The following is a 21379-nucleotide window of genomic DNA, read 5'->3' on the forward strand; positions in this document are numbered from 1 at the left end:
CCTTGTGCACGGTCAATCTCTCGCCGACGCGCGGGCCTTGACCGGCAACACCCTCCCCAACACCGCCAGCCCCTTCGACGAGAGTCGGCGAAGGGTACGAATGTTTCGGCTGGCTTGGCGAACGTTACGAAGGTGCACTGTAGGTGTCGCCGCTTCCGGCGACAAGAAGGCCGGTGCCCCCGACCCACGCGGCCGCGATCACGGAGGGTGTTCAAGCCTCGGCGGGCGCTCGCCCCTCGCCCGCAGGCGAGGCTGCGGCGACCCGACCGGCGGCCCCATGGGCACTCAGCACGCGTTTTGACGCCCCACGCCTCCCCGCGACCGCCCCCGCCGCCAGTCTTAACGGAAGCTTGACGCGCTCAGTGACCTCATCCACAGGCCACCGCATCACGCTCCGCTTACGCTGATCGGGCCGTCCAGTGACGGCCGGAATCACGCTGAACCGCACATCGGGAGCACGTCGATGGCTACCACTGAGCACTCGCCCCTCAGCCGTACGGACCCCGCTCCCTCCGGTCGCCTGCGCGCCTGGATGCTGGAGGGCCTGTCCGACATGGGCAAGGGCGGCGGCCACACCGGACCCCATGCCGCACCGGAGCCCCCGCACCAGGGCCAGCGCTGGTGGCGGGTGATGTGCCTGACCGGCGTCGACTACTTCTCCACGCTCGGTTACCAGCCAGGCATCGCGGCGCTCGCCGCCGGACTGCTGTCGCCGGTCGCGACGATCGTGCTGGTGATCGTCACCCTGGCGGGCGCCCTGCCGGTCTACCGCCGGGTGGCCGAGGAGAGCCCGCACGGCGAGGGCTCGATCGCGATGCTGGAGCGGCTGCTCTCCTTCTGGCAGGGCAAGCTGTTCGTGCTGACCCTGCTGGGCTTCGCCGCCACCGACTTCCTGATCACCATCACCCTGTCGGCCGCCGACGCCTCCACCCACCTCGTGGAGAACCCGCATCTGACCGGCGCCCTGCACGACCAGCAGATGCTGATCACGCTCGTCCTCGTGGCGCTGCTCGGCGCGGTGTTCCTCAAGGGCTTCCTGGAGGCGATCGGCGTGGCGGTCGCCCTGGTGGGCGCCTACCTCGCGCTCAACCTGGTCGTGGTGGCCGTCGGCCTCTACCACGTGGTCACCGCCGGCCATGTGGTCACCGACTGGGCCGGCGCCCTCACCACCCAGCACGGCAACGTGTTCGTCATGATCGGTGTGGCCCTGCTCGTCTTCCCGAAGCTGGCGCTCGGCCTCTCCGGGTTCGAGACCGGTGTGGCCGTGATGCCGCATGTCAAGGGCGACCCGGACGACACGGAGGCACGGCCGGCCGGCCGCATCCGCGACACGAAGAAGCTGCTCACCACGGCCGCCCTCGTCATGAGCGGCTTCCTGATCACCACCAGCTTCATCACCACCCTCCTCATCCCCGAGAAGGAGTTCCAGCCGGGCGGCCAGGCCAACGGCCGCGCGCTGGCCTATCTGGCACACGACTACCTGGGCAACACCTTCGGCACCGTCTACGACGCCTCGACGATCGCCATCCTGTGGTTCGCCGGCGCCTCCGCGATGGCAGGCCTGCTCAATCTGATGCCGCGCTACCTCCCCCGCTACGGGATGGCCCCGCACTGGGCCCGTGCCGTCCGCCCCATGGTCATCGTCTTCACGCTGATCGCCTTCCTCGTCACCTGGATCTTCGACGCGGACGTCAACGCGCAGGGCGGCGCCTACGCCACCGGTGTGCTGGTCCTGATCAGCTCCGCCGCGATCGCGGTGACCATCGCCGCCCGCAAGGCTCGGCAGCGGAACTGGACCATCGCCTTCGCGGTCATCTCCGCGGTGTTCCTCTATACGACCGTCGCCAACGTCATCGAGCGCCCGGACGGCGTGAAGATCGGCGCCTGCTTCATCGCCGGCATCATCCTGGTCTCCCTGCTCTCCCGGCTGGCCCGGTCGTTCGAGCTCCGCGTGACCAGCGTGACGCTGGACGACATGGCGGAACGCTTCGTCCGGGACATGGCCAGCCGCCGGATGCGGTTCATCGCCAACGAGCCGGACCGGCGCGACATCGCGGAGTACCGCGACAAGATCGAGCAGATCCGGCACGACAATGACGTACCCGGACAGGAGGACTTCGTCTTCGTCGAGGTGACGGTCACCGACCCGTCCGAGTTCGAGGCGGGCCTGACCGTACGCGGCGAGGTGCTCCACGGCCGCTACCGCGTTCTGACCCTGGAGTCCTCCTCCGTCCCCAACGCTCTGGCCGCTCTCCTTCTGCACGTACGCGACATGACCGGCCGCACCCCGCACATCTACTTCGAGTGGACCGAAGGGGGCCCCTTCGCCAACCTCCTGCGCTTCTTCCTGTTCGGCCAGGGCGAGGTCGCCCCGGTGACCCGCGAGGTCCTGCGCGAGGCCGAACCCGAGCGCAAACGACGGCCCAAGGTGCACGTGGGGTGAGTCAGCCCTTGGGTCTGCGCCGGCCGAAGCCCCTGCGGGGCGGACGCACCACGATCTGCCCGTAGTCGATCTCGCCGGTGATCCGCACGCGCAGCACGACCAGGGCGTCGGCCGCCCCCCGCGCCTTGATCTGGGAGTAGTTCGTCACCAGCCCGCCGGTGTCCACCACGACCCCCGGCCGGGTCAGCAGCTTCAGGGCGCCGGCCCGCATGTCCAGGTCGATGTCCAGCGTGTCCTGCGTGATCACCGCGTCGGTGAAGTCGAGCGTCACCTCGCCCCACGCCGACCGGATCTCCAGCCGCCGCGGCACCACCCAGTCGTCACCGCGCCGGGTCGAGGACCCCTCCTGCTCGATCCGGACGACCTCCTGCGCCTCGACACCCCTCCCGCCCGTCTCTTCGGGCAGATCCGCGGTCAGTACGGCGAGCTCGCCCACCGTACGGGCGGACAGCGCGGCCTCCAGCCGCTCGTCGAGCTCCTCCCAGGTCAGCCGGCCGTCGCCGGCGGCGACGCGCAGCACGTCCACGACCCGGTCCCGGTCCGCATGCGAGGCCCTCACCTCGGGTGGTACACCGGTACGCGAGAGCTCCCCCGCCATCACATCACCCCGATCTCCCCGGGCACGGCACGAGGCCGAGCCACTCGACGACTAACGCTATATCGCGTTATACCCAACGGCCAACCCCGCATCCGCCGTTCCCGCCGTGCGCCCCTATCGTGACCGGCATGCAGTCCTACACGATCGGCCAGGCAGCACGACTGCTCGGCGTGAGCCCGGACACCGCCCGGCGCTGGGCGGACGCGGGCCGCATCACCACCCACCGCGACGAGGCCGGGCGGCGGCTCGTCGACGGACGGGACCTGGCCGCGTTCTCCGTTGAACTCGCCAGGTCCGGCGCCGCCGAGGAGGACGCCCCGTACACCTCGGCCCGCAACGCCTTCCCCGGCATCGTCACCGCGATCAAGCTCGGTGACGTGGCCGCCCAGGTGGAGATCCAGGCGGGCCCGCACCGCCTCGTCTCCCTGCTCACCCGCGAGGCCGTCGAGGAACTGGGCCTGGAGGTCGGCATGGAGGCGACGGCCCGCGTGAAGTCGACGAACGTCCACATCGACCGGGTGTGAGGCCGTCTGAGTCCGTCCGAGTCCGTCCGAGTCCGTCTGAGTCCGTCTGAGTCCGTAGGAACGCACATACACACCCAGCGGCCCACTCCCCTTGGCTCATGCGAAGCCACAGCAGACTTTCCCCTCGCAGATGCGTCAGTATGATCGGCGTATCGAGGAGCTCGCGGGCTCTTCCGCCGCACACCGAGGGAGTGGCCCCCAGATGACCCGTTCCGCGCACCGGACACGCCGGATCCTCCAGATCGCCGGTGCGTCCGCAGCCGCGCTGCTGACTCTGAGCGCCTGCTCCTCCGCCACGGACTCGGACAAGGGCTCCCCCTCCTCCGCGAAACCCTCCGGCACGGTCAACGTCTTCGCCGCCGCCTCCTTGGAGGAGAGCTTCAAAGCCCTGGGCAAGACGTTCGAGAAGCAGCACCCGGGCACGAAGGTCACCTTCAACTTCGGCGGCAGCGACACCCTCGCCGCCGGCATCACCGGCGGCGCCCCGGCCGATGTCTTCGCCGCCGCCAGCACCAAGACCATGGCGACGGTGACCGACAAGCACGACGCGGCGGGCACACCGGTCACCTTCGTCCGCAACCAGTTGGAGATCGCCACGCCTCCCGGCAACCCCGACCGGATCTCCTCCCTGAAGGACCTCACCGAGCCCGGCCTCAAGGTCGTCCTGTGCGACAAGACCGTGCCGTGCGGTGCCGCCGCCCAGAAGGCACTGGACACCGGCGGTCTGAAACTGACCCCCGTCTCGTACGAACAGGACGTCAAGAGCGCCCTGACGAAGGTCGAGCTGAAGGAGGCCGACGCGGCCGTCGTCTACCGGACCGACGTGCGGGCGGCGGGTGACAAGGTGGACGGCGTGGACTTCCCCGAGTCGGCCCGGGCCGTCAACGACTATCCGATCGCCCTGCTCAAGAACGCCCCCAACCCCACGGCCGCGAAGGCGTTCGTCGCCCTGGTGCGGTCCCCCGAGGGCCAGAAGGTGCTGTCCGAGGCCGGGTTCCTCAAGCCGTGACCGACACGCTGGAAAGCCGACCCCGCCGCGACCGCCACCGCGGCCGGACCCGGTCGGTGCCGGTGCCCCTGCTGGTGCCCGCCCTGATCGGCCTGGCGTTCCTGCTCCTGCCCCTGATCGCCCTGCTCGTACGGGCGCCCTGGCGCAGCCTCCCCGAGCAGCTGACGAGCGCCGAGGTGTGGGAGGCACTCCGGCTGTCGCTCGTCTGTGCCACGGCGGCGACCGGCCTGAGCCTGGTCGTCGGCGTGCCCCTGGCCTGGCTGCTGGCCCGTACCCGGTTCCCCGGCCGGGGTTTCGTACGGGCCCTGGTGACGCTGCCGTTGGTGCTGCCGCCGGTGGTGGGCGGTGTGGCCCTGCTGCTCGCCTTCGGGCGCAACGGCGTCATCGGGCAGTGGCTCGACTCCTGGTTCGGGATCACCCTGCCCTTCACCACGACGGGTGTCGTCCTCGCCGAGACGTTCGTGGCGATGCCGTTCCTCGTCATCAGCGTGGAGGGCACCCTGCGGGCCGCCGACCCGCGCTACGAGGAGGCGGCCGCCACCCTGGGCGCCTCCCGCTTCACCGCGTTCCGCCGGGTCACCCTGCCGCTGATCGCGCCGGGCATCGCGGCCGGTGCCGTACTGGCCTGGGCCCGGGCCCTGGGCGAGTTCGGCGCGACGATCACCTTCGCGGGCAACTTCCCGGGCCGCACGCAGACCATGCCGCTGGCGGTCTACCTGGCCCTGCAGAACGACCCGGCGGCGGCGATCGCCCTCAGCCTGGTCCTGCTGGCGGTGTCCATCGCGGTCCTGGCGGCCCTGCGCGAGCGCTGGATGACGGCGTCGTGATGTCCGGAACCGACTGCCGGAAGAGGGTCTCCGGGCATCGCCCGAGTCCGGATGACCGCTCCCTGACACCCTGGACGCGCTCCTCATGACCAAGGCGACCGACCACGACGGCACAGCACCCGCCCACCTCCCGGAAGGCCTCGACGCCCACCTCGTCGTCGACCGCGGCCCCTTCCGCCTGGACGTCGCACTCACCGCCGCCCCCGGGGACGTCGTCGCCCTGCTCGGCCCGAACGGCGCCGGCAAGACCACGGCCCTGCGCGCCCTCGCAGGGCTCACACCCCTCACGTCGGGTCATCTACGGCTGGACGGCACCCCGCTGGACGGCATGCCGCCCGAGTCCCGCCCGGTCGGCGTCGTCTTCCAGGACTACCTGCTCTTCCCGCATCTGACCGCCCTGGACAACGTCGCCTTCGGCCCGCGCTGCCGGGGTGCGAGCAAGGCCGAGGCCCGTGCCCAGGCCGCCGAGTGGCTGGACCGGATGGGCCTGGCCGACCACGCCGGTGCCAAGCCCCGCCGTCTGTCGGGAGGCCAGGCCCAGCGCGTGGCCGTGGCCCGGGCCCTGGCCACCCGGCCCCGGCTGCTGCTGCTGGACGAGCCCCTCGCCGCGCTCGACGCCCGCACCCGTCTGGAGGTGCGCGCCCAGCTGCGGCGCCACCTCGCCGAGTTCGAGGCCGTGGCCGTCCTCGTCACGCACGACCCGCTGGACGCCATGGTGCTGGCCGACCGTCTGGTCGTCGTGGAGGACGGCCAGGTCGTCCAGGAGGGCACGCCCTCCCACATCGCCCGCCACCCCCGCACGGACTACATCGCCCGGCTCGTCGGCCTCAACCTCTACCGGGGTCGGGCCGAGGGCCACACCGTCCGGCTCGGCAAGGGCCCGGCCATCACGACCACGGAAGAGCTCTCCGGCCCGGCTTTCGTGGCCTTCCCGCCCGGTGCCGTGACCCTGTACCGCGAACGCCCGACCGGCTCCAGCGCCCGCAACCTGTGGCGCTGCGAGGTCGCCGGGCTGGAGACGCACGGCGACCAGATCCGCGCGGACCTCACCGGCGAACTCCCCCTGACCGCCGACCTCACCACGGTCGCCGCCGCCGAACTCGACCTGCATCCCGGCGCCCCGGTCTGGGCGACGGTCAAAGCGACGCAAACGCATGCATACCCGGCATAGGAGACTCACCGGGATACCGTGCCCCTCATGAGCCTGAGCATCCGCAACCAGCTTCCCGGCACCGTCACCGCCGTCACGCCGGGCGAGGCCATGGCGACGGTCAAGGTCCGCCTCACCGGCGGCCAGTCGCTCACCGCGGCGATCACCCGGGAGGCGGCCGACGACCTCGGCCTCGCGCCGGGCGCCGCCGTGCGGGCCCTGGTGAAATCGACGGAGGTATCCCTGGCCACCGCCCCCGTCGAGGGCCTGTCCATCCGCAACCGGCTCCCCGGCACGGTCACGGACATCGCGACCGGCGACGCCATGGCGTCCGTGCGGGTCACCGTCGAGGGCGGTGAACTGACCGCCGCGATCACCAGGGACGCCGCGGACGACCTCACCCTGTCGGCGGGAACCCCCGTCATCGCCCTGATCAAGTCGACCGAGGTGTCCCTCGCCGCCGAATGACGGGAGGGGCCCCGCACCGCGGAGAGCCCCTCCCCTGCGACCGATCCGGCCGGTCAGTCCTCGTACGCGTCGAGCGGCGGGCAGGAGCACACCAGGTTCCGGTCGCCGAAGGCCTGGTCGATGCGGCGCACCGGCGGCCAGTACTTGTCGGCGACCGAGACCCCGGCCGGGAAGACGGCCTCCTCACGGCTGTAGGCGTGCTCCCACGCCCCGGCGAGCGTCCCGGCCGTGTGCGGGGCGCCCCGCAGCGGGTTGTCGTCCGCGGGCCACTCGCCGGAGCCGACCTTCTCGATCTCCGCGCGGATGGCGATCATCGCCTCGCAGAACCGGTCCAGCTCGGCCAGGTCCTCCGACTCGGTCGGCTCGATCATCAGCGTTCCGGCCACCGGGAACGACATCGTCGGCGCGTGGAAGCCGTAGTCGATCAGCCGCTTGGCGACGTCGTCGACGCTCACCCCGGTCGCCTTGGTCAGCGGCCGCAGGTCAATGATGCACTCGTGCGCGACGAGCCCGCCGGGGCCGGTGTAGAGCACCGGGTAGTGCGGCTCGAGGCGCTTGGCGATGTAGTTGGCGCTGAGCACGGCCACCTGCGTGGCCCGCTTCAGCCCCTCGCCGCCCATGAGCCGGACGTACGCCCAGGAGATCGGCAGGATCCCGGCGGAACCCCACGGCGCCGCGGAGATGGGGCCGACCCCCGTCTCCGGGCCCGCCTCGGGCTGGAGCGGGTGGTTCGGCAGGTACGGCGCGAGGTGCTCACGCACCGCCACCGGACCGACGCCCGGGCCGCCGCCGCCGTGCGGGATGCAGAAGGTCTTGTGCAGGTTCAGGTGCGAGACGTCACCGCCGAAGTGCCCCGGCTTGGCGAGCCCCACGAGCGCGTTGAGGTTGGCCCCGTCGACGTAGACCTGCCCGCCCGCCTCGTGCACCTGCGCGCAGATCTCGGAGACGTGCTCCTCGAACACACCGTGCGTGGACGGGTACGTGATCATCAGCACCGACAGCTCGTCGCGGTACTGCTCGATCTTGGCCCGCAGGTCCTCGACGTCGATCTCGCCGTCGTCGGCGGTCTTCACGACGACGACCTTCATGCCCGCCATCACCGCGCTCGCGGCGTTGGTCCCGTGCGCGGACGACGGGATCAGGCACACGGTGCGCTGCTCGTCCCCGTTGGCCCGGTGGTACCCGCGTACGGCGAGCAGACCGGCCAGCTCGCCCTGCGACCCGGCGTTGGGCTGGAGGGACACCTTGTCGTACCCGGTGACCTCGGCGAGACGGTCCTCCAGCTCACGGATGAGCGTGAGGTAACCCCCGGCCTGCTCGGCGGGCGCGAAGGGGTGCAGCTGCCCGAATTCGGGCCAGGTGACCGGCTCCATCTCCGTGGTCGCGTTGAGCTTCATGGTGCAGGAGCCCAGCGGGATCATGCCCCGGTCGAGCGCGTAGTCGCGGTCGGCCAGCCGGCGCAGGTAGCGCAGCATGGCCGTCTCGGAGCGGTGCTGGTGGAAGACGGGGTGTGTCAGGTACTCGTCGGACCGCAGCAGAGCGTCCGGAAGCCCGTCTTCCGTGGTCGCGTCCAGCGCCTCGATGACCCCCTCGACACCGAAGGCGGCCCACACGGCACGCAGCTGGGCCCGGGTCGTGGTCTCGTCGCAGGCGATCGAGACGTGGTCGGCGTCGACGAGACGGAGGTTGACCCCGTTGCCCCGCGCGGCGGCCACGACACCGGCGGCCCGGCCCTCGACACGCACGGTCAGCGTGTCGAAGTAGGACCCGTGCACGACCTCGACCCCGCCGTTCGCGAGCCCGGCGGCGAGCACCGTGGCGTACCGGTGGGTGCGCCGCGCGATGCCCTTCAGGCCTTCCGGCCCGTGGTAGACGGCGTACATGCCGGCCATGACGGCGAGCAGCACCTGGGCGGTGCAGATGTTGCTGGTGGCCTTCTCACGGCGGATGTGCTGCTCACGCGTCTGGAGTGCCAGCCGGTAGGCCTTGTTCCCGTCGGCATCCACGGACACGCCGACGAGCCGCCCGGGCAGGCTGCGCGCCATCTTGTCCTTGACCGCCATGTAACCGGCGTGCGGACCGCCGAAGCCCATCGGCACTCCGAAGCGCTGTGTCGTCCCGACGGCGATGTCCGCGCCGAGCTCACCGGGCGACTTCAGCAGCGTCAGCGCGAGCAGATCGGCGGCGACGGTGACGAGCGCCCCGAGTTCGTGCGCCTGGTCGATGACCGGCTTGATGTCGCGTACGGCTCCGGAGGCGCCCGGGTACTGGATCAGAATGCCGTTGATCTCGCGCTCGGCGATCTCGGCGGGGATGCCCTCGCCGAGATCGGCGACGACGACCTCGACGCCGGTCGGCTCGGCCCGGGTCTGGATCACGGCGATGGTCTGCGGCAGCGCGTCCGCGTCGACCAGGAACAGGCCCTTCTTGTTCTTGCCCAGACGCCGCGACAGTGCCATGGCCTCGGCCGCCGCGGTGCCCTCGTCGAGCAGGGAGGCACCGGAGGTCGGCAGTCCGGTGAGGTCGGCGACCATGGTCTGGAAGTTGAGCAGCGCCTCGAGCCGCCCCTGCGAGATCTCCGGCTGGTACGGCGTGTAGGCCGTGTACCAGGCCGGGTTCTCCATGACGTTGCGCATGATGACCGGCGGCGTGAACGTGCCGTAGTACCCGAGTCCGATCATGGAACCGAGGACCTGGTTGCGGTCGGCGAGGGAGCGCAGCTCGGCGATCACCTCGGCCTCGCTGCGGGCGCCCGGCAGGTCCAGCGCCTCGGCGCTCTTGATCACGGCCGGGACCGCGGCGGCCGTGAGCTCGTCCAGCGAGCCGTAGCCGACCTGCGCAAGCATCTTGGCGCAGGCCTCGTGGTCGGGGCCGATGTGGCGCTGCTCGAAGGGGACTGCCTCTTCGAGCTCGGAGAGCGGAATGCGGTGGGCGGTCATTACGGAGGCCTCCTGGTCGTCACGACCTTCGAGGGGCACCACGGCACGGGTACCCGAACGGCCTCCCCCTCTGTCATCTCAACCTGAGAGCTTCACCGGATCGCCCGAAGGCCTCCGGTTTTCACCGTCGGTGAGAGCGGAAGCCGTCGACACCCGCCCTGCTTTCCAGAGTGACCTCGTCCGTGCGGTACGTGTGCCTGAGAGATTCCGGGGAGGATTTGCTCCTTCGGCGCCTCCGATGGTGTCTGGAGGACTCTCCCGCACGGGGTCAACAGCCGCTGCCAGCGTACCAGCGCGGTCCACGCACGAACCTTCGAGTGGCCACCTCTCCGATTGTGCCGTTTTGTAGTGCTTACGGATGAGTTGCGACCATGTGGAGGGCCCGTGCGAACCGATATCGATCCGCGCAACCTGATCGGCCGCAAGGCGTTCGACCGCAACGGAACCAGGATCGGCACGATCGACGAGGTCTACCTCGACGACGCCACCGGCGAGCCGGAGTGGGCGGCCATACGGACCGGCCTGTTCAGCAGGGACGCTTTCGTCCCCCTCGAACCCAGTGAACTGATCGACGGCGCCCTCCACGTGCCCTTCGACCGCGCCCTGATCAAGGACGCACCCGACTTCGGCGTGGGCCGACACCTCTCCCCCGAACAGGAACTCCAGCTCTACCACCACTACGGTCTCGACGTCGCCGCGCCTCCCCCGCTGCCCGACCACGACTTCGGCAAGCTGGCGGGCACGGACGAGACGGCCTGAAGCCCGGCGAGCCTCCTAGGGGGCGGCGGACCGTACCCCCACAGCCCCGGCCCCGCCCTCCGGCCCACCGCGGCTCTCCTCCGGAGTCGATAAAACCAGCGGCAACGGATCCGCCGGCTCCAGGTCCGGGTCGTCGACCCGGAAGGTCCGCACCCGCCCGGGCTGCGAGCCGGGCGTCTCGAACCGCACGGTGACCCGTCCCAGACCGCTGCCCTGCACCCATCCGTGCCCGAACAGGGCGTGCCGTACGTCGTGCCCGGCGGGCCACCGCCGCTCGGCGAGCGCCGGCTGCTCCTCGGCCGGCGCCACGGCGTCCTCCTCGAGGGGCCCCTCCGCCTGCGGCCGCTCCCCCGCCGCCTGCGCGAAGAGATCCTCCTGTGTGTAGTCGGCGAGGCCGCTGACGCCCACCCCGAGCAGCCGCACACCCCCCGTCGTGTCGACCGAATCGAGCAGCCGGGCCGCCGCCTCGCGGATCACCGCGGGATCGTCCGTCGGCCCGCGCAGTGTCTCGGACCGGGTGAGCGTCGAGAAGTCGTACCGCCGCACCTTCAGCACGATCGTCCGCCCGGACAGCCCGGCCCCGCGCAGCCGCCGCACGCACCGGTCCGCCAGTCGCTGCACCTCGAGACCGACCCGCACCCGGTCGTGGATGTCCACGTCGTACGTGTCCTCGACCGACACCGACTTCGTTTCCCGCTCCGCCACGACGGGCCGGTCGTCCCGCGCCAGCGCCATGGCGTACAGGCCGTGCCCGTGCGACTTTCCCAGCAGCCGGACCATCTCGTCCTCGCCCGCCTCGACGATCTCCTCGATCGTGGTGATCCCGGCCCGCCGCAGATGATCGCCCGTCGCCGGCCCGACCCCCGGCAGCGTCCGCACCGACATCGGCCCGAGCATCGCCCGCTCGGTCCCCGGCTCGATCACCACCAGCCCGTCCGGCTTGGCCTGCTCCGAGGCGATCTTCGCGAGCATCTTGGAGGCGGCGAGCCCCACCGATCCCGTGAGTCCGGTGACGGCCCGTATGTCCGCGCGCAGCTGCCCCCCGACCAGCCGCGCCGACTGCTCGTCCCAGGCCGCTCCCCCGGCTTCCAGGTCCACGAACGCCTCGTCCAGGCTCAGCGGCTCCACCAGCGGCGACAGGGCCCGCAGCAGCTCCATCACCCGCTCGCTGATCGCCTTGTAGAACCCGAAGCGCGGCACGAGATACGCGGCGTTGGGCGCCAGTCGCCTGGCCTGCCCCATCGGCATCGCCGAATGCACACCGAAGACCCTCGCCTCGTACGACGCCGTGGCCACGACGCCCCGGGGCCCGAGCCCACCCACGACGACGGCCTTCCCGCGCAGGCTCGGCTTGGACGCCTGCTCCACCGAGGCGAAGAAGGCATCCATGTCGAGATGCAGGATCGTGGGCGCGGTTCTCACATCTCCGATGCTGCCCTACGCCACTGACAACGCCCCGGACAACCGCCCCGACACCCGGGAGAAAGCGCTTGCAGCCCGGCACGGAAACGTCCCGCCTGCAACGGCCGGGGGGCATCGCACCGCCGGACGGTTCAGACGGCCCGGTTCCGCCGCCGCGCCAACTCGTCCGCCGGGTTGGGCCCGACCAGGGTCTCGCCGGTGTCGATCCGCTCTCCGTGCAGCTGGGACAGCGCGCTCTCCACGTCCCGCCACACCACGCCCACGGCGATCCCGAAGACGCCCTGGCCTCCTTGGAGCAGCGCGTGGACCTCGTCCGGCGAGGTGCACTCGTAGACCGTCGCCCCGTCACTCATCAGCGTCATCCGCTCCAGATCGCGGAAACCGCGTTCTCTGAGGTGCTGGACGGCTGTGCGGATGTTCTGGAGCGACACCCCGGTGTCGAGGAACCGCTTGACGATCTTCAGGACGACGACGTCTCGGAAGCTGTACAGCCGCTGCGTCCCCGACCCGTAGGCGGGGCGCACACTCGGCTCGACGAGGCCGGTGCGGGCCCAGTAGTCCAGCTGCCGGTAGGTGATACCGGCGGCCGCGCAGGCCGTGGGGCCCCGATAGCCGATCTGCTCGGACGCCATGGACGTCGTCCCTCCGCTGCTCGGCACAGCCGTCGGTCGCTGCGGAACGTGATCAGCCACCCCGCCGGGCTGGGGACACCCCCCGCTCGGGCGGAGCCGTGAGCCCGGGGGAGGGTACGGACCGCTCGCCCCGAGACTGCGCTCGGGGCCGCCCCCAGCCGTACCGTCGCCGCTGCTTCTCACGCCGACCTCCGTCCTTGACCTGCCTTCTCGACGGTAGGCAGTCACCCGGGGTGCGTCAACGATCGCCACACTCGCCACGCCGAGTGATAATCACCCTAAGAGTGGTTTCCCGTGCCCCACCGCGGGGAAAGGCTAGCCGAATGCCCCGATGCGGGCCGCGTGACGCTCTCACTCGCCTCCGGCACATGCGGGCATTTCACCCGCCGCACACAGGGCGGGCGACCCTGCCGCGGACCACATCGTCCGCCGGGCCGCCCACGCGCCTCACTGGCCTCTGGCACTCCCCGCCATCCGGCTCTCACCGGAATCCGGAGCTCACTGGCTGCTGCTGCCGAAGTCCTCCGGGGAGATCTGGTCGAGGAACTCGCGGAACTTCTCCACCTCGTCCTCCTGCTCGTCCGGGATCGCGATACCGGCGTCGTCGAGCACCGTGTCACTGCCGTAGATCGGCGTCCCGGTGCGCAAGGCCAGCGCTATGGCGTCGGACGGGCGGGCGCTCACCTCGACGCCGCTGGCGAAGACCAGCTCCGCGTAGAAGACGCCCTCACGCAGGTCCGTGATGCGCACTTCCGTGAGCTCCTGACCGACGGCCTCCAGCACGTCCTTGAAGAGATCGTGGGTCAGCGGCCGCGCAGGAGCCATGCCCTGCTGGGCGAAGGCAATCGCCGTCGCCTCACCCGGTCCGATCCAGATGGGGAGGTAACGATCGCCTCCCACTTCACGCAGCAGCACGATCGGTTGGTTGGAGGGCATTTCCACCCGGACACCTACGACATCGAGCTCGTTCACACAGCAACCCTAGGCCGTGCTCGGGATGTTTGGGTAGTCGGGCCGGGAACGGGCGCCTGTTCCGGTCGCCCACGGCCGGCCGTGTCAGGGCAGCCGTACGCCCAGCGCCGTCTGCACCAACGCGGCATGCAGCCTCACGGTGAGCCCCGCCAGCTCCTTGGCACGGGCCTCCGCGTGCGCCCTGGTCTGCGGGTTGCGGTGCCGCTTCAGCGGGGCCACCACCTGGTCCACGAGACCAGCCTCGCGGTCGGCGGCGGCTTTCATCACCCGCAGGTGCCGCGGCTCGATCCCGAACCGCCCCAGCTCGGCGATCAGCGAGGCCACCGTGACCGCCTCCGCGTCATACACCCCGTCCTCCAGGGGGGTGACGAGCCCGTACGACTCCCACTCCCCGAGCTCCTCCTCACCGACGCCGGCAGCGGCGAGGAGCTCCTCACGCCCGATCCTGGCCGCCGTGGGCGCCTCGGGGGACTCGGGGACGCTCTCGCCGTCACGCTGACGGCCCAGCGTCGGCAGCTGGACGGCCTCACCTCGCTCCATGGCGTCCAGATGCTCGCGGATCACCTTCAGGGGCAGATAGTGGTCCCGCTGCATCCTCAGGACATGGCCGAGGCGCTCGACGTCATGGGCGCTGAACTTGCGGTACCCCGACGGGGTCCGCTGCGGCTCGATGAGCCCCTCCGCCTCCAGGAAACGGATCTTGGAGATGGTGACCTCGGGGAACTCGTCGCGCAGCACGTTCAGCACCGTGCCGATGCTCATCAGCCTGTCCGTGGCGGCGGCGCCGTGCCCGGCACCGCCGCTCGGTGTTTGAAGCATGGACCTTCCCTGACGGACGGACCTTCGCGGGCTCCCCCGGACGGAATCCGGTCAGTAGCCCCGCTGGCTGGCGTAGAAGACCAGCCGGTACTTGCCGATCTGCACCTCGTCGCCGTTGTTCAGGGCGACCTGGTCGATCCGCTCGCGGTTCACGTACGTGCCGTTCAGGCTGCCCACGTCGGCCACCGTGAACGAGCCGTCCTGACCTCGGCGGAACTCCACATGGCGCCGGGAGACCGTCACGTCGTCCAGGAAGATGTCGCTCTGCGGATGGCGCCCCGCCGTGGTCAGATCGCCGTCCAGCAGGAAGCGGCTGCCCGAGTTCGGCCCGCGGCGCACGACCAGGAGCGCGGAGCCCAGCGGCAGCGCGTCGACGGCCGCCTGCGCCTCGGGGGACAGCGTCGGCATCGGCGTCTGGCCGGTGGTCTCGCTGTCGTAGGCCTCAAGACCGGAGATGGAGATCGTGGAGGTCGTCTCGGACGGACGCTCCGCCGCCGCCCCCGCCTTCAGCGGCGCGCCGCAGTTGGAGCAGAAGCGGCTGTTCTCCGCGTTGCGGTTACCGCACCTCGTACACACCAGGGCCGACATCGGATCCTCCTGCCGCGGCTGCCCACCGGGGACATTGGACGCATACGGGTCGGAAAACCCTCCACCCGCACTTGAGGTTGACGGTTGCCCGAAACCTATGCCGCCGGGCTGCGCAGGGTCAACCGACGGCGCGCCCTGACCTCCGGAAACGTCGCCGCCCGGGCCACCGACCTGGTCCCGGAACAGCGGCCGCTGGCCCTCCGCGTCAGGCTGTGCGCGATGGCGAGCGGTCGCGTTGTCGCTGCCTTCTCGCGCGCTCTTGCCGAACAACTTCGCAAACAACTTCACGGGCGATTCCCCTTGACCGAAACAGACCCGCCCGTGGGGCAGGACGAACCCTGACTGAACACTCTGGCCGACCCGGACATCCTGACAACGTCCGTCTGCACCAGACAGTTTCCACCACGCACCACCCATTCGGTGCGCCGACCCCCCGCAACCTCATGCCCTCGCCCGACCTCGCCCATGCACCCCCGGTTCACTGGGAGGACGACCGAGCGTAGTCAGGCCGCTTCACCTGCCGCAAGGCGTCCACGACGATCTTGGTCGACCGCTCGATGGTGACCGTGGCGTGTTCCTTCTCGAGAGTCTGCACCACCCCTCCGGGGATGTTGAGCGCCGGCTCGAGATCCTGCGGCTTGCCGATGACCTTGAAACGATAGGGCGCGTTGATCTTGTTCCCGTCGACGCCCACGCCCTTGCCGGAGTCCGCCAGGTACGTGCCCGCGACGACCCGCACGCCGTTGACCTGGATCGCCTCGGCACCCGCCGCGCGCAGCTCCTGCACCGCGTCGAGCAGCATGTCCGCCTCGACCGTGCCCTTGGTGTCCTCGATGGTCATGGTGATACCTGGCCCCTGCGCGGCCACGGTGCCGGCCAGGATGCCGAGTTGCCTCTCCTTCTCGACCGTCTGCTTCCGGGCCTCCTCGGCCTGGTCCGAGCTGTTCTCCAGCTCGTCGCGCTGTTTCTCGAGACCCTGCTTCTCGTCCTCAAGACGCTGCGTACGGTCGTCCAGTTCATCGAGGATGCGGACGAGATCTTCCTGACGCGCACCGCGCAGCGCGCTGTCACTGTCGCTGTGCGATGCCACCTGCACGGCCAGCCCGAACCCGAGGCCGAACAGCAGCAGCGCGACGATGAGTTGGGCCCGTGAGACCCGCGGCGGCCATAGCCCCTTCACCAACCGCTGCCGACCGGTCAGCCGCGGCTCGGACTCGGGAGCGGGACCGGGCCCGGGAGCCGTCTGCGGTTCGGGCTCCGGTCCCGGTTCTGATTCCCGTGCTGGTGCGAGTGCTGGTTCTGGCTTTGGTTCAGGAGCGTCCTGGGCGGCAGGCGCCGGCGCGGACACCTCCTGAGGCAGTTCCCTGCGCAGCCGGTTCCGGGACTCGCCGTTCCCGTCGCGCTGGTCCGCGCGCGTGCCGCCGTTCTCCTCGGGGCGCTTGTCGTCGTGCTCGCTCATCGGCCTCACGCCCGGAACACGTGCCGGCGGATCGCCGCGGCGTTGGAGAAGATCCGGATACCGAGGACGACCACCACACCGGTGGACAGCTGGGCACCCACGCCCAGCTTGTCCCCCAGGAACACGATCAACGCGGCCACCACCACGTTCGACAGGAACGAGACCACGAAGACCTTGTCGTCGAAGATGCCGTCGAGCATGGCCCGCAGGCCACCGAAGACGGCGTCGAGCGCCGCCACGACAGCGATCGGCAGATAAGGCTCGACCACCGCCGGAACCTCAGGCCGGACCAACAGGCCGGCCACGACTCCCACGACGAGGCCCAGTACGGCGATCACGATGTGCCCTTCTCGCTCTTCTCAATGCTCGGCTGTGCTGTACGTACGATCACACTCGGCGCGGCAGGCAGCCGCAGGTCGTCCTCCACGGAGATGCCTGTCCTGATGCCGTAACTCTCCTGGAGCGCGTTCAGATACAGGCCGTCCGCGCTGTCCTGGAACCGAGTGCTCAGCCGCTGCCCGTCCCCCACCGCGAGCACCGTGTACGGCGGCACCAGCGGCTTGTTGTCGACCAGTATCGCGTCCCCCGCGGCCCTGATCGCGGACAGAGCCGTCAGCCGCTGCCCGTTGATGGAGACGGCCTCGGCGCCCGACTCCCACAGCCCGTTGACCACGCGCTGCATGTCCCGGTCGCGCACCCGGCCCGTGTCGGAGAACCCGGTGGTCTCACGCGGGTCGCCGTCACCGCCCGAGCCGGCTTCCTTGGCGTCGTTCACCACGAGCTTCACGCCGGGGCCGTGCACCGCTGTGGCGCCCGACAGGATGCCCACGATGTCGGACTCGGCGCTTCCACCGCTGTGCTTCAGCGCCTCCCGCTGGCGCGCGCTCACGTCCTCGCGCAGCCGGTCGACGGAGTCCTCCAGCTTGTCCGCCGCCTCGGTCTCCCGGTCGATCCGGTCGACCAGTTCCTCCCGCTCCTTGGCAACGACCGGAGCGGCGACGCGCGCCTGGGCCGCTCCCAAGGTCACGACGAGGGCCGCCAGCACCAGGCCGGCCGCGAGTCCCAGCTTCGCCCTGAGTGTCCTCGGCAGGCCACCGTCGCCCGCGGCCTTCTTGCGCGCGGCGGCCTCGGCGTATCCGTCGTCGAGGCTGTGGTCCATGACGTTGGTGATCAACGACATGGACGCGTCCGGGCGCCGGGGCCGCGTCGGTGTGCTCCGAATGGGGGGTTGCTGCGGCATGCCGCACATCGTCGCACGTCGCAGCCACTACCTCCGAAACGGCCCCACGGCGTGCCGGACAGGCCCCGTTGGGGACACTTGTCCGGCACGCACGCGTGCTGCCCGTTTACCGGCCGGCGCTGTCCACGACCGCCGACCACTCGTCCAGCAGGGCCTGCGCCGAGGCGTCGTCCGGCCCCTCGGCCCACAGGTGGGTGACGGCCTCCGCCGGGTCGGGCAGCACCATCACCCAACGACCGTCGGTCTCCACGACCCGCACGCCGTCCGTAGTGTCCACGAACCGGTCTCCGGCCGCCTCGACGACCCTCCGCATCACGAGTCCCTTGACGGCCCACGGAGTCGCCAGATCCCGCTTCAGGACGTGCGCCCGCGGGATCCGCGCGTCGATCTGGCTGAGCGTGAGCTGCGTCCGCGCCACGAGCCCGATGAGCCGTACGAAGGCCGCGGTGGCGTCGTACACGCTGCTGAACTCGGGGACGATGAACCCGCCCTTGCCGTCGCCACCGAAGATCGTCCCTTCCTCACCACCCACGCGCGTGAGGTCGTCGGGAGACGTGGTCGTCCACTCGACCTGGGTCCCGTGGTACGCCGCCACCTGCTCGGCGATCCGGGTCGTGGTCACCGGCAGCGCGACCCGGCCGCTGCGCCGCTCGGCCGCGATGAGGTCGAGCATCACGAGCAGCGCCCGGTCGTCCTCGATGATGCGACCCTTCTCGTCGACGAGGGACAGCCGCTCACCGACCGGATCGAACCGCACCCCGAACGCGGCCCCCGAGGACGCCACGATCTCTCCGAGACGCACCATCCCCGACCGCCGCATGTCGGCCGTCTCCGTCGGCCTGGACTCGTCGAGACCGGGATTGATCGTCAGCGAGTCGACACCGAGCTTGCCCAGCAGACTCGGCAGGACGAGTCCCGCACTGCCGTTGGACGCGTCCACGACGACCTTCAGGCCGGAGTCCGCGATCCCGGTGGTGTCGACGTTCCGCAACAGCGACCCCGTGTACGAGTCGAAGACACTCGCCGGGAAGTGCAGGTCACCGATCTCCCCGGGGAACGCACGCCGGTACTCCTGCCGCGCGAACACCCGGTCCAGCTTCCGCTGACTGCCCTGCGACAGGTCGGCGCCCTGCCCGTCGAAGAACATGATGTCGACGGAATCCTGCACCCCGGGCGTCGTACGGATCATGATCCCGCCCGCACTGCCGCGCGCCGTCTGCTGCCTGGCCACGGGCAGCGGCACGTTCTCCAGGTCACGTACGTCGATGGCGCTGGCCTGCAGCGCGGAGATCACCGCTCGTTTCAGCGCGCGGGCACCACGCGAGTGGTCGCGGGCCGTAGTGACGGTCGAGCCCTTTTTCAGGGTGGTCGCATAGGCGCCGGCAAGCCGCACCGCCAGCTCCGGCGTGATCTCCACGTTCAGGATTCCCGACACACCCCGGGCGCCGAAGAGGTGCGCCTGTCCCCTGGATTCCCAGATGACGGAGGTGTTGACGAAGGCACCGGCTTCGATGGTCTTGAACGGATAGACCCGCACATTGCCCTGAACGATCGATTCTTCACCGATCAGGCACTCATCACCGATGACGGCGCCGTCCTCGATCCGCGCCGCGCGCATGATGTCGGTGTTCTTCCCGACCACGCAGCCACGCAGATTGCTGTGGGGCCCCACGTAGACGTTGTCGTGAACGACGGCCTTGTGGAGGAAAGCGCCGCTCTTGACAACCACGTTGGAGCCCACGACGGTGTGCTCACGGATTTCGGCGCCGGCTTCGACCTTGGCGTAGTCGCCGATGTACAGCGGCCCCCGGAGCACGGCGTCGGGATGGACCTCGGCCCCTTCGGCGACCCACACCCCGGCCGAGATCTCGAACCCGTCGATGTCGACGTCGACCTTGCCCTCCAGGACGTCGGCCTGGGCCTTCACATAGCTCTCGTGCGTGCCGACGTCCTCCCAGTAGCCCTCGGCGACGTAGCCGTAGATGGGCTTGCCTTCCTTCATCAGCTGCGGGAAGACATCGCCGGACCAGTCGACGGGCACGTCGGGCTCGACGTAGTCGAAGACCTCGGGCTCCATCACGTAGATGCCGGTGTTCACGGTGTCGGAGAAGACCTGGCCCCAGGTGGGCTTCTCGAGGAAGCGCTCCACCTTGCCTTCCTCGTCGACAATGGTGATGCCGAATTCCAGCGGATTGGGCACACGCGTCAGACAGACCGTGACCAGCGCACCCTTCTCCTTGTGGAAATTGATGAGCTCGGTGAGGTCGAAATCCGTCAGCGCATCGCCCGAGATGACGAGGAAGGCATCGTCCTTCAACGCCTCTTCGGCGTTCTTGACGCTTCCGGCGGTACCGAGTGGCTTCTCCTCATTGGCATAGGTGAGCTCCATACCGAGCTCTTCGCCGTCGCCGAAGTAGTTCTTGACAAGCGAGGCCAGGAACTGGACAGTTACGACTGTTTCGTTGAGCCCATGCCTTTTGAGCAGCCGCAGCACGTGCTCCATGATCGGGCGGTTGGCCACGGGCAGGAGCGGCTTGGGCATGCTTGAGGTCATGGGGCGAAGACGTGTGCCTTCGCCTCCGGCCATCACGACGGCCTTCATGTCGGAAGCGTCCTCCTTGAAGAGACGACGGTCTAGCCGACTTCCCCCGCGAGGATTGTCCCGCACTTTTCCACCACGGGCCATCGCACCGCTTCTGTGGGAGCAATCCGCGAGTTCAATCGGGCATGGCGTCCGCACGGACCAGGCGGCGGACTTGTACTACGTAGAGGACTCCTGCCCACCAGTACAGCGTTGTACCCCATCCGGCGAACGCCCATCCGAAAATAGCAGCCAGTGACGAGATCCAACCACTTCCGTCACTGAGCAGGAGCAGGGGGAAGGCATACATCAAGTTGAAGGTGGCGGCCTTGCCCAGGAAGTTCACCTGGGGCGGCGGATAGCCGTGCCGGCGGAGGATGCCCACCATCACGAGCAGAACCAGCTCCCGCGCCAGAAGTACAGCGGTCAACCAGAGGGGCAGAATCTCGCGCCAGGTGAGGCCGACCAATGTCGAAAGAATGTAGAGCCGGTCGGCCGCGGGGTCGAGGAGCCGGCCGAGGCTGCTGATCTGGTTCCAGCGCCGCGCGAGCTTGCCGTCCAGGTAGTCACTGATGCCGCTCAGAGCCAGCACCAGAAGTGCCCAGCCGTCACTCTTGGGCCCACCGAACTCAGGCCGCAGAATCAGCCACAGGAAGAGGGGCACGCCGACGAGGCGCGCCATGCTGAGGATGTTCGGGATGGTGAGCACACGGTCCGTCTGGACGCGAGTCTCCTGAACCTCCACCCGGGGGCCTCCTGTGGGAAACGTGCCAATGATGCTCCCTGACCTTACCTCAACGCAAAAAAGCTCTGGCTCTCGGGCTGAGTGCCCAAGAGCCAGAGCTCTAAAGGGAGTTCGGCGGCGTCCTACTCTCCCACAGGGTCCCCCCTGCAGTACCATCGGCGCTGTAAGGCTTAGCTTCCGGGTTCGGAATGTAACCGGGCGTTT

Annotated in this window: 18 protein-coding genes, 1 rRNA gene, 1 pseudogene and 1 riboswitch; of the genes and pseudogenes, 7 read left to right on the forward strand and 13 right to left on the reverse strand. The window is 69.8% G+C overall.

The window, feature by feature from the left end; all coding sequences use genetic code 11:
• Positions 1 to 463: 463 nt before the first annotated feature.
• Positions 464 to 2443, forward strand: coding sequence for an amino acid transporter (locus ABZ192_RS09225; protein ID WP_356923891.1), 1980 nt, complete (start codon positions 464 to 466; stop codon positions 2441 to 2443).
• A gap of 1 nt (position 2444) precedes the next feature.
• On the opposite strand, the gene ABZ192_RS09230 is transcribed toward ABZ192_RS09225, so the two are convergent.
• Entirely contained in the window at positions 2445 to 3002 is a 558-nt protein-coding gene (locus ABZ192_RS09230; RefSeq protein ID WP_356923892.1) for a DUF1707 domain-containing protein, read from the reverse strand.
• A gap of 167 nt (positions 3003 to 3169) precedes the next feature.
• Between ABZ192_RS09230 and ABZ192_RS09235 the strand changes: the two genes are divergently transcribed.
• The 5 genes from ABZ192_RS09235 to ABZ192_RS09255 all read left to right on the forward strand — a co-directional run bounded on the left by ABZ192_RS09235 (position 3170) and on the right by ABZ192_RS09255 (position 7019).
• Entirely contained in the window at positions 3170 to 3565 is a 396-nt protein-coding gene (locus tag ABZ192_RS09235; RefSeq protein WP_328337319.1) for a helix-turn-helix transcriptional regulator, read from the forward strand.
• A gap of 202 nt (positions 3566 to 3767) precedes the next feature.
• Positions 3768 to 4574 carry a molybdate ABC transporter substrate-binding protein gene (gene modA / locus ABZ192_RS09240; RefSeq protein WP_356923893.1) on the forward strand — a complete coding sequence of 269 codons (807 nt, stop codon included), beginning with the start codon at positions 3768 to 3770 and terminating at the stop codon, positions 4572 to 4574.
• Between the two features lie 8 nt (positions 4575 to 4582).
• Complete coding sequence (locus tag ABZ192_RS09245; protein WP_356923913.1) at positions 4583 to 5401, forward strand: ABC transporter permease; 819 nt, start codon at positions 4583 to 4585, stop codon at positions 5399 to 5401.
• Between the two features lie 85 nt (positions 5402 to 5486).
• A complete protein-coding gene (locus ABZ192_RS09250; protein WP_356923894.1) occupies positions 5487 to 6572 on the forward strand; it encodes an ABC transporter ATP-binding protein in 1086 nt (361 codons plus the stop codon).
• A 27-nt stretch (positions 6573 to 6599) separates the two neighbouring features.
• Positions 6600 to 7019, forward strand: coding sequence for a TOBE domain-containing protein (locus tag ABZ192_RS09255; protein ID WP_356923895.1), 420 nt, complete (start codon positions 6600 to 6602; stop codon positions 7017 to 7019).
• A gap of 53 nt (positions 7020 to 7072) precedes the next feature.
• Here ABZ192_RS09255 and gcvP read toward each other — a convergent pair whose 3' ends face one another.
• Positions 7073 to 9958 carry an aminomethyl-transferring glycine dehydrogenase gene (gcvP, locus tag ABZ192_RS09260; protein WP_356923896.1) on the reverse strand — a complete coding sequence of 962 codons (2886 nt, stop codon included), beginning with the start codon at positions 9956 to 9958 and terminating at the stop codon, positions 7073 to 7075.
• Positions 9959 to 10133: 175 nt separating this feature from the next.
• A riboswitch (glycine riboswitch) is annotated at positions 10134 to 10229 on the reverse strand.
• A gap of 113 nt (positions 10230 to 10342) precedes the next feature.
• On the opposite strand from gcvP, the gene ABZ192_RS09265 reads away from it, so the two are divergent.
• The gene (locus tag ABZ192_RS09265; RefSeq protein ID WP_356923897.1) at positions 10343 to 10717 is read left to right on the forward strand and encodes a PRC-barrel domain-containing protein; all 375 of its coding nucleotides are present in this window, start codon (positions 10343 to 10345) and stop codon (positions 10715 to 10717) included.
• On the opposite strand, the pseudogene ABZ192_RS09270 reads toward ABZ192_RS09265, so the two are convergent.
• The 11 genes and pseudogenes from ABZ192_RS09270 to rrf form a co-directional block, all read right to left on the reverse strand.
• Positions 10636 to 12139, reverse strand: a pseudogene (locus ABZ192_RS09270) (DNA polymerase IV). The gene ABZ192_RS09265 and the pseudogene ABZ192_RS09270 overlap by 82 nt on opposite strands.
• Before the next feature lie 131 nt (positions 12140 to 12270).
• On the reverse strand, positions 12271 to 12954 hold the full coding sequence (locus tag ABZ192_RS09275) for a MerR family transcriptional regulator (protein ID WP_356923898.1): 684 nt from the start codon (positions 12952 to 12954) through the stop codon (positions 12271 to 12273).
• 315 nt (positions 12955 to 13269) lie between these two features.
• Positions 13270 to 13743, reverse strand: coding sequence for a bifunctional nuclease family protein (locus ABZ192_RS09280; protein ID WP_003988851.1), 474 nt, complete (start codon positions 13741 to 13743; stop codon positions 13270 to 13272).
• Positions 13744 to 13827: 84 nt separating this feature from the next.
• The gene (locus ABZ192_RS09285) at positions 13828 to 14562 is read right to left on the reverse strand and encodes a MerR family transcriptional regulator (RefSeq protein ID WP_356923899.1); all 735 of its coding nucleotides are present in this window, start codon (positions 14560 to 14562) and stop codon (positions 13828 to 13830) included.
• Positions 14563 to 14613: 51 nt separating this feature from the next.
• Complete coding sequence (locus tag ABZ192_RS09290; RefSeq protein WP_356923900.1) at positions 14614 to 15567, reverse strand: FHA domain-containing protein; 954 nt, start codon at positions 15565 to 15567, stop codon at positions 14614 to 14616.
• Between the two features lie 61 nt (positions 15568 to 15628).
• Positions 15629 to 16609 carry a DUF881 domain-containing protein gene (locus ABZ192_RS09295; protein ID WP_356923901.1) on the reverse strand — a complete coding sequence of 327 codons (981 nt, stop codon included), beginning with the start codon at positions 16607 to 16609 and terminating at the stop codon, positions 15629 to 15631.
• Positions 16610 to 16614: 5 nt separating this feature from the next.
• Positions 16615 to 16947: a small basic family protein gene (locus tag ABZ192_RS09300; RefSeq protein ID WP_003988855.1), complete on the reverse strand. Its 333-nt coding sequence runs from the start codon at positions 16945 to 16947 to the stop codon at positions 16615 to 16617.
• Complete coding sequence (locus tag ABZ192_RS09305) at positions 16944 to 17858, reverse strand: DUF881 domain-containing protein (RefSeq protein ID WP_356923902.1); 915 nt, start codon at positions 17856 to 17858, stop codon at positions 16944 to 16946. Before ABZ192_RS09305 ends, ABZ192_RS09300 begins: the two co-directional genes overlap by 4 nt.
• A gap of 97 nt (positions 17859 to 17955) precedes the next feature.
• Positions 17956 to 20451, reverse strand: a complete 2496-nt coding sequence (locus tag ABZ192_RS09310; protein ID WP_279539736.1) for a mannose-1-phosphate guanyltransferase — start codon at positions 20449 to 20451, stop codon at positions 17956 to 17958.
• Between the two features lie 115 nt (positions 20452 to 20566).
• Entirely contained in the window at positions 20567 to 21175 is a 609-nt protein-coding gene (locus tag ABZ192_RS09315; protein ID WP_037668019.1) for a CDP-alcohol phosphatidyltransferase family protein, read from the reverse strand.
• Between the two features lie 109 nt (positions 21176 to 21284).
• Positions 21285 to 21379 (reverse strand): 5S ribosomal RNA (rrf, locus tag ABZ192_RS09320); the annotation flags it as partial.

Source organism: Streptomyces sp. NPDC006235, assembly GCF_040613735.1.
GTDB lineage: Bacteria > Actinomycetota > Actinomycetes > Streptomycetales > Streptomycetaceae > Streptomyces.

Bases quoted from the DNA above. Each gene is read 5' to 3' on its own strand.
- ABZ192_RS09225 (WP_356923891.1), top strand. From the start codon at position 464: ATGGCTACCACTGAGCACTCGCCCCTCAGCCGTACGGACCCCGCTCCC.
- ABZ192_RS09235 (WP_328337319.1), top strand. From the start codon at position 3,170: ATGCAGTCCTACACGATCGGCCAGGCAGCACGACTGCTCGGCGTGAGC.
- modA (WP_356923893.1), top strand. From the start codon at position 3,768: ATGACCCGTTCCGCGCACCGGACACGCCGGATCCTCCAGATCGCCGGT.
- ABZ192_RS09250 (WP_356923894.1), top strand. From the start codon at position 5,487: ATGACCAAGGCGACCGACCACGACGGCACAGCACCCGCCCACCTCCCG.
- ABZ192_RS09255 (WP_356923895.1), top strand. From the start codon at position 6,600: ATGAGCCTGAGCATCCGCAACCAGCTTCCCGGCACCGTCACCGCCGTC.
- gcvP (WP_356923896.1), bottom strand. From the start codon at position 9,958: ATGACCGCCCACCGCATTCCGCTCTCCGAGCTCGAAGAGGCAGTCCCC.
- ABZ192_RS09285 (WP_356923899.1), bottom strand. From the start codon at position 14,562: ATGCTTCAAACACCGAGCGGCGGTGCCGGGCACGGCGCCGCCGCCACG.
- ABZ192_RS09290 (WP_356923900.1), bottom strand. From the start codon at position 15,567: ATGGGTGGTGCGTGGTGGAAACTGTCTGGTGCAGACGGACGTTGTCAG.
- ABZ192_RS09295 (WP_356923901.1), bottom strand. From the start codon at position 16,609: ATGAGCGAGCACGACGACAAGCGCCCCGAGGAGAACGGCGGCACGCGC.
- ABZ192_RS09305 (WP_356923902.1), bottom strand. From the start codon at position 17,858: ATGTGCGGCATGCCGCAGCAACCCCCCATTCGGAGCACACCGACGCGG.
- ABZ192_RS09310 (WP_279539736.1), bottom strand. From the start codon at position 20,451: ATGAAGGCCGTCGTGATGGCCGGAGGCGAAGGCACACGTCTTCGCCCC.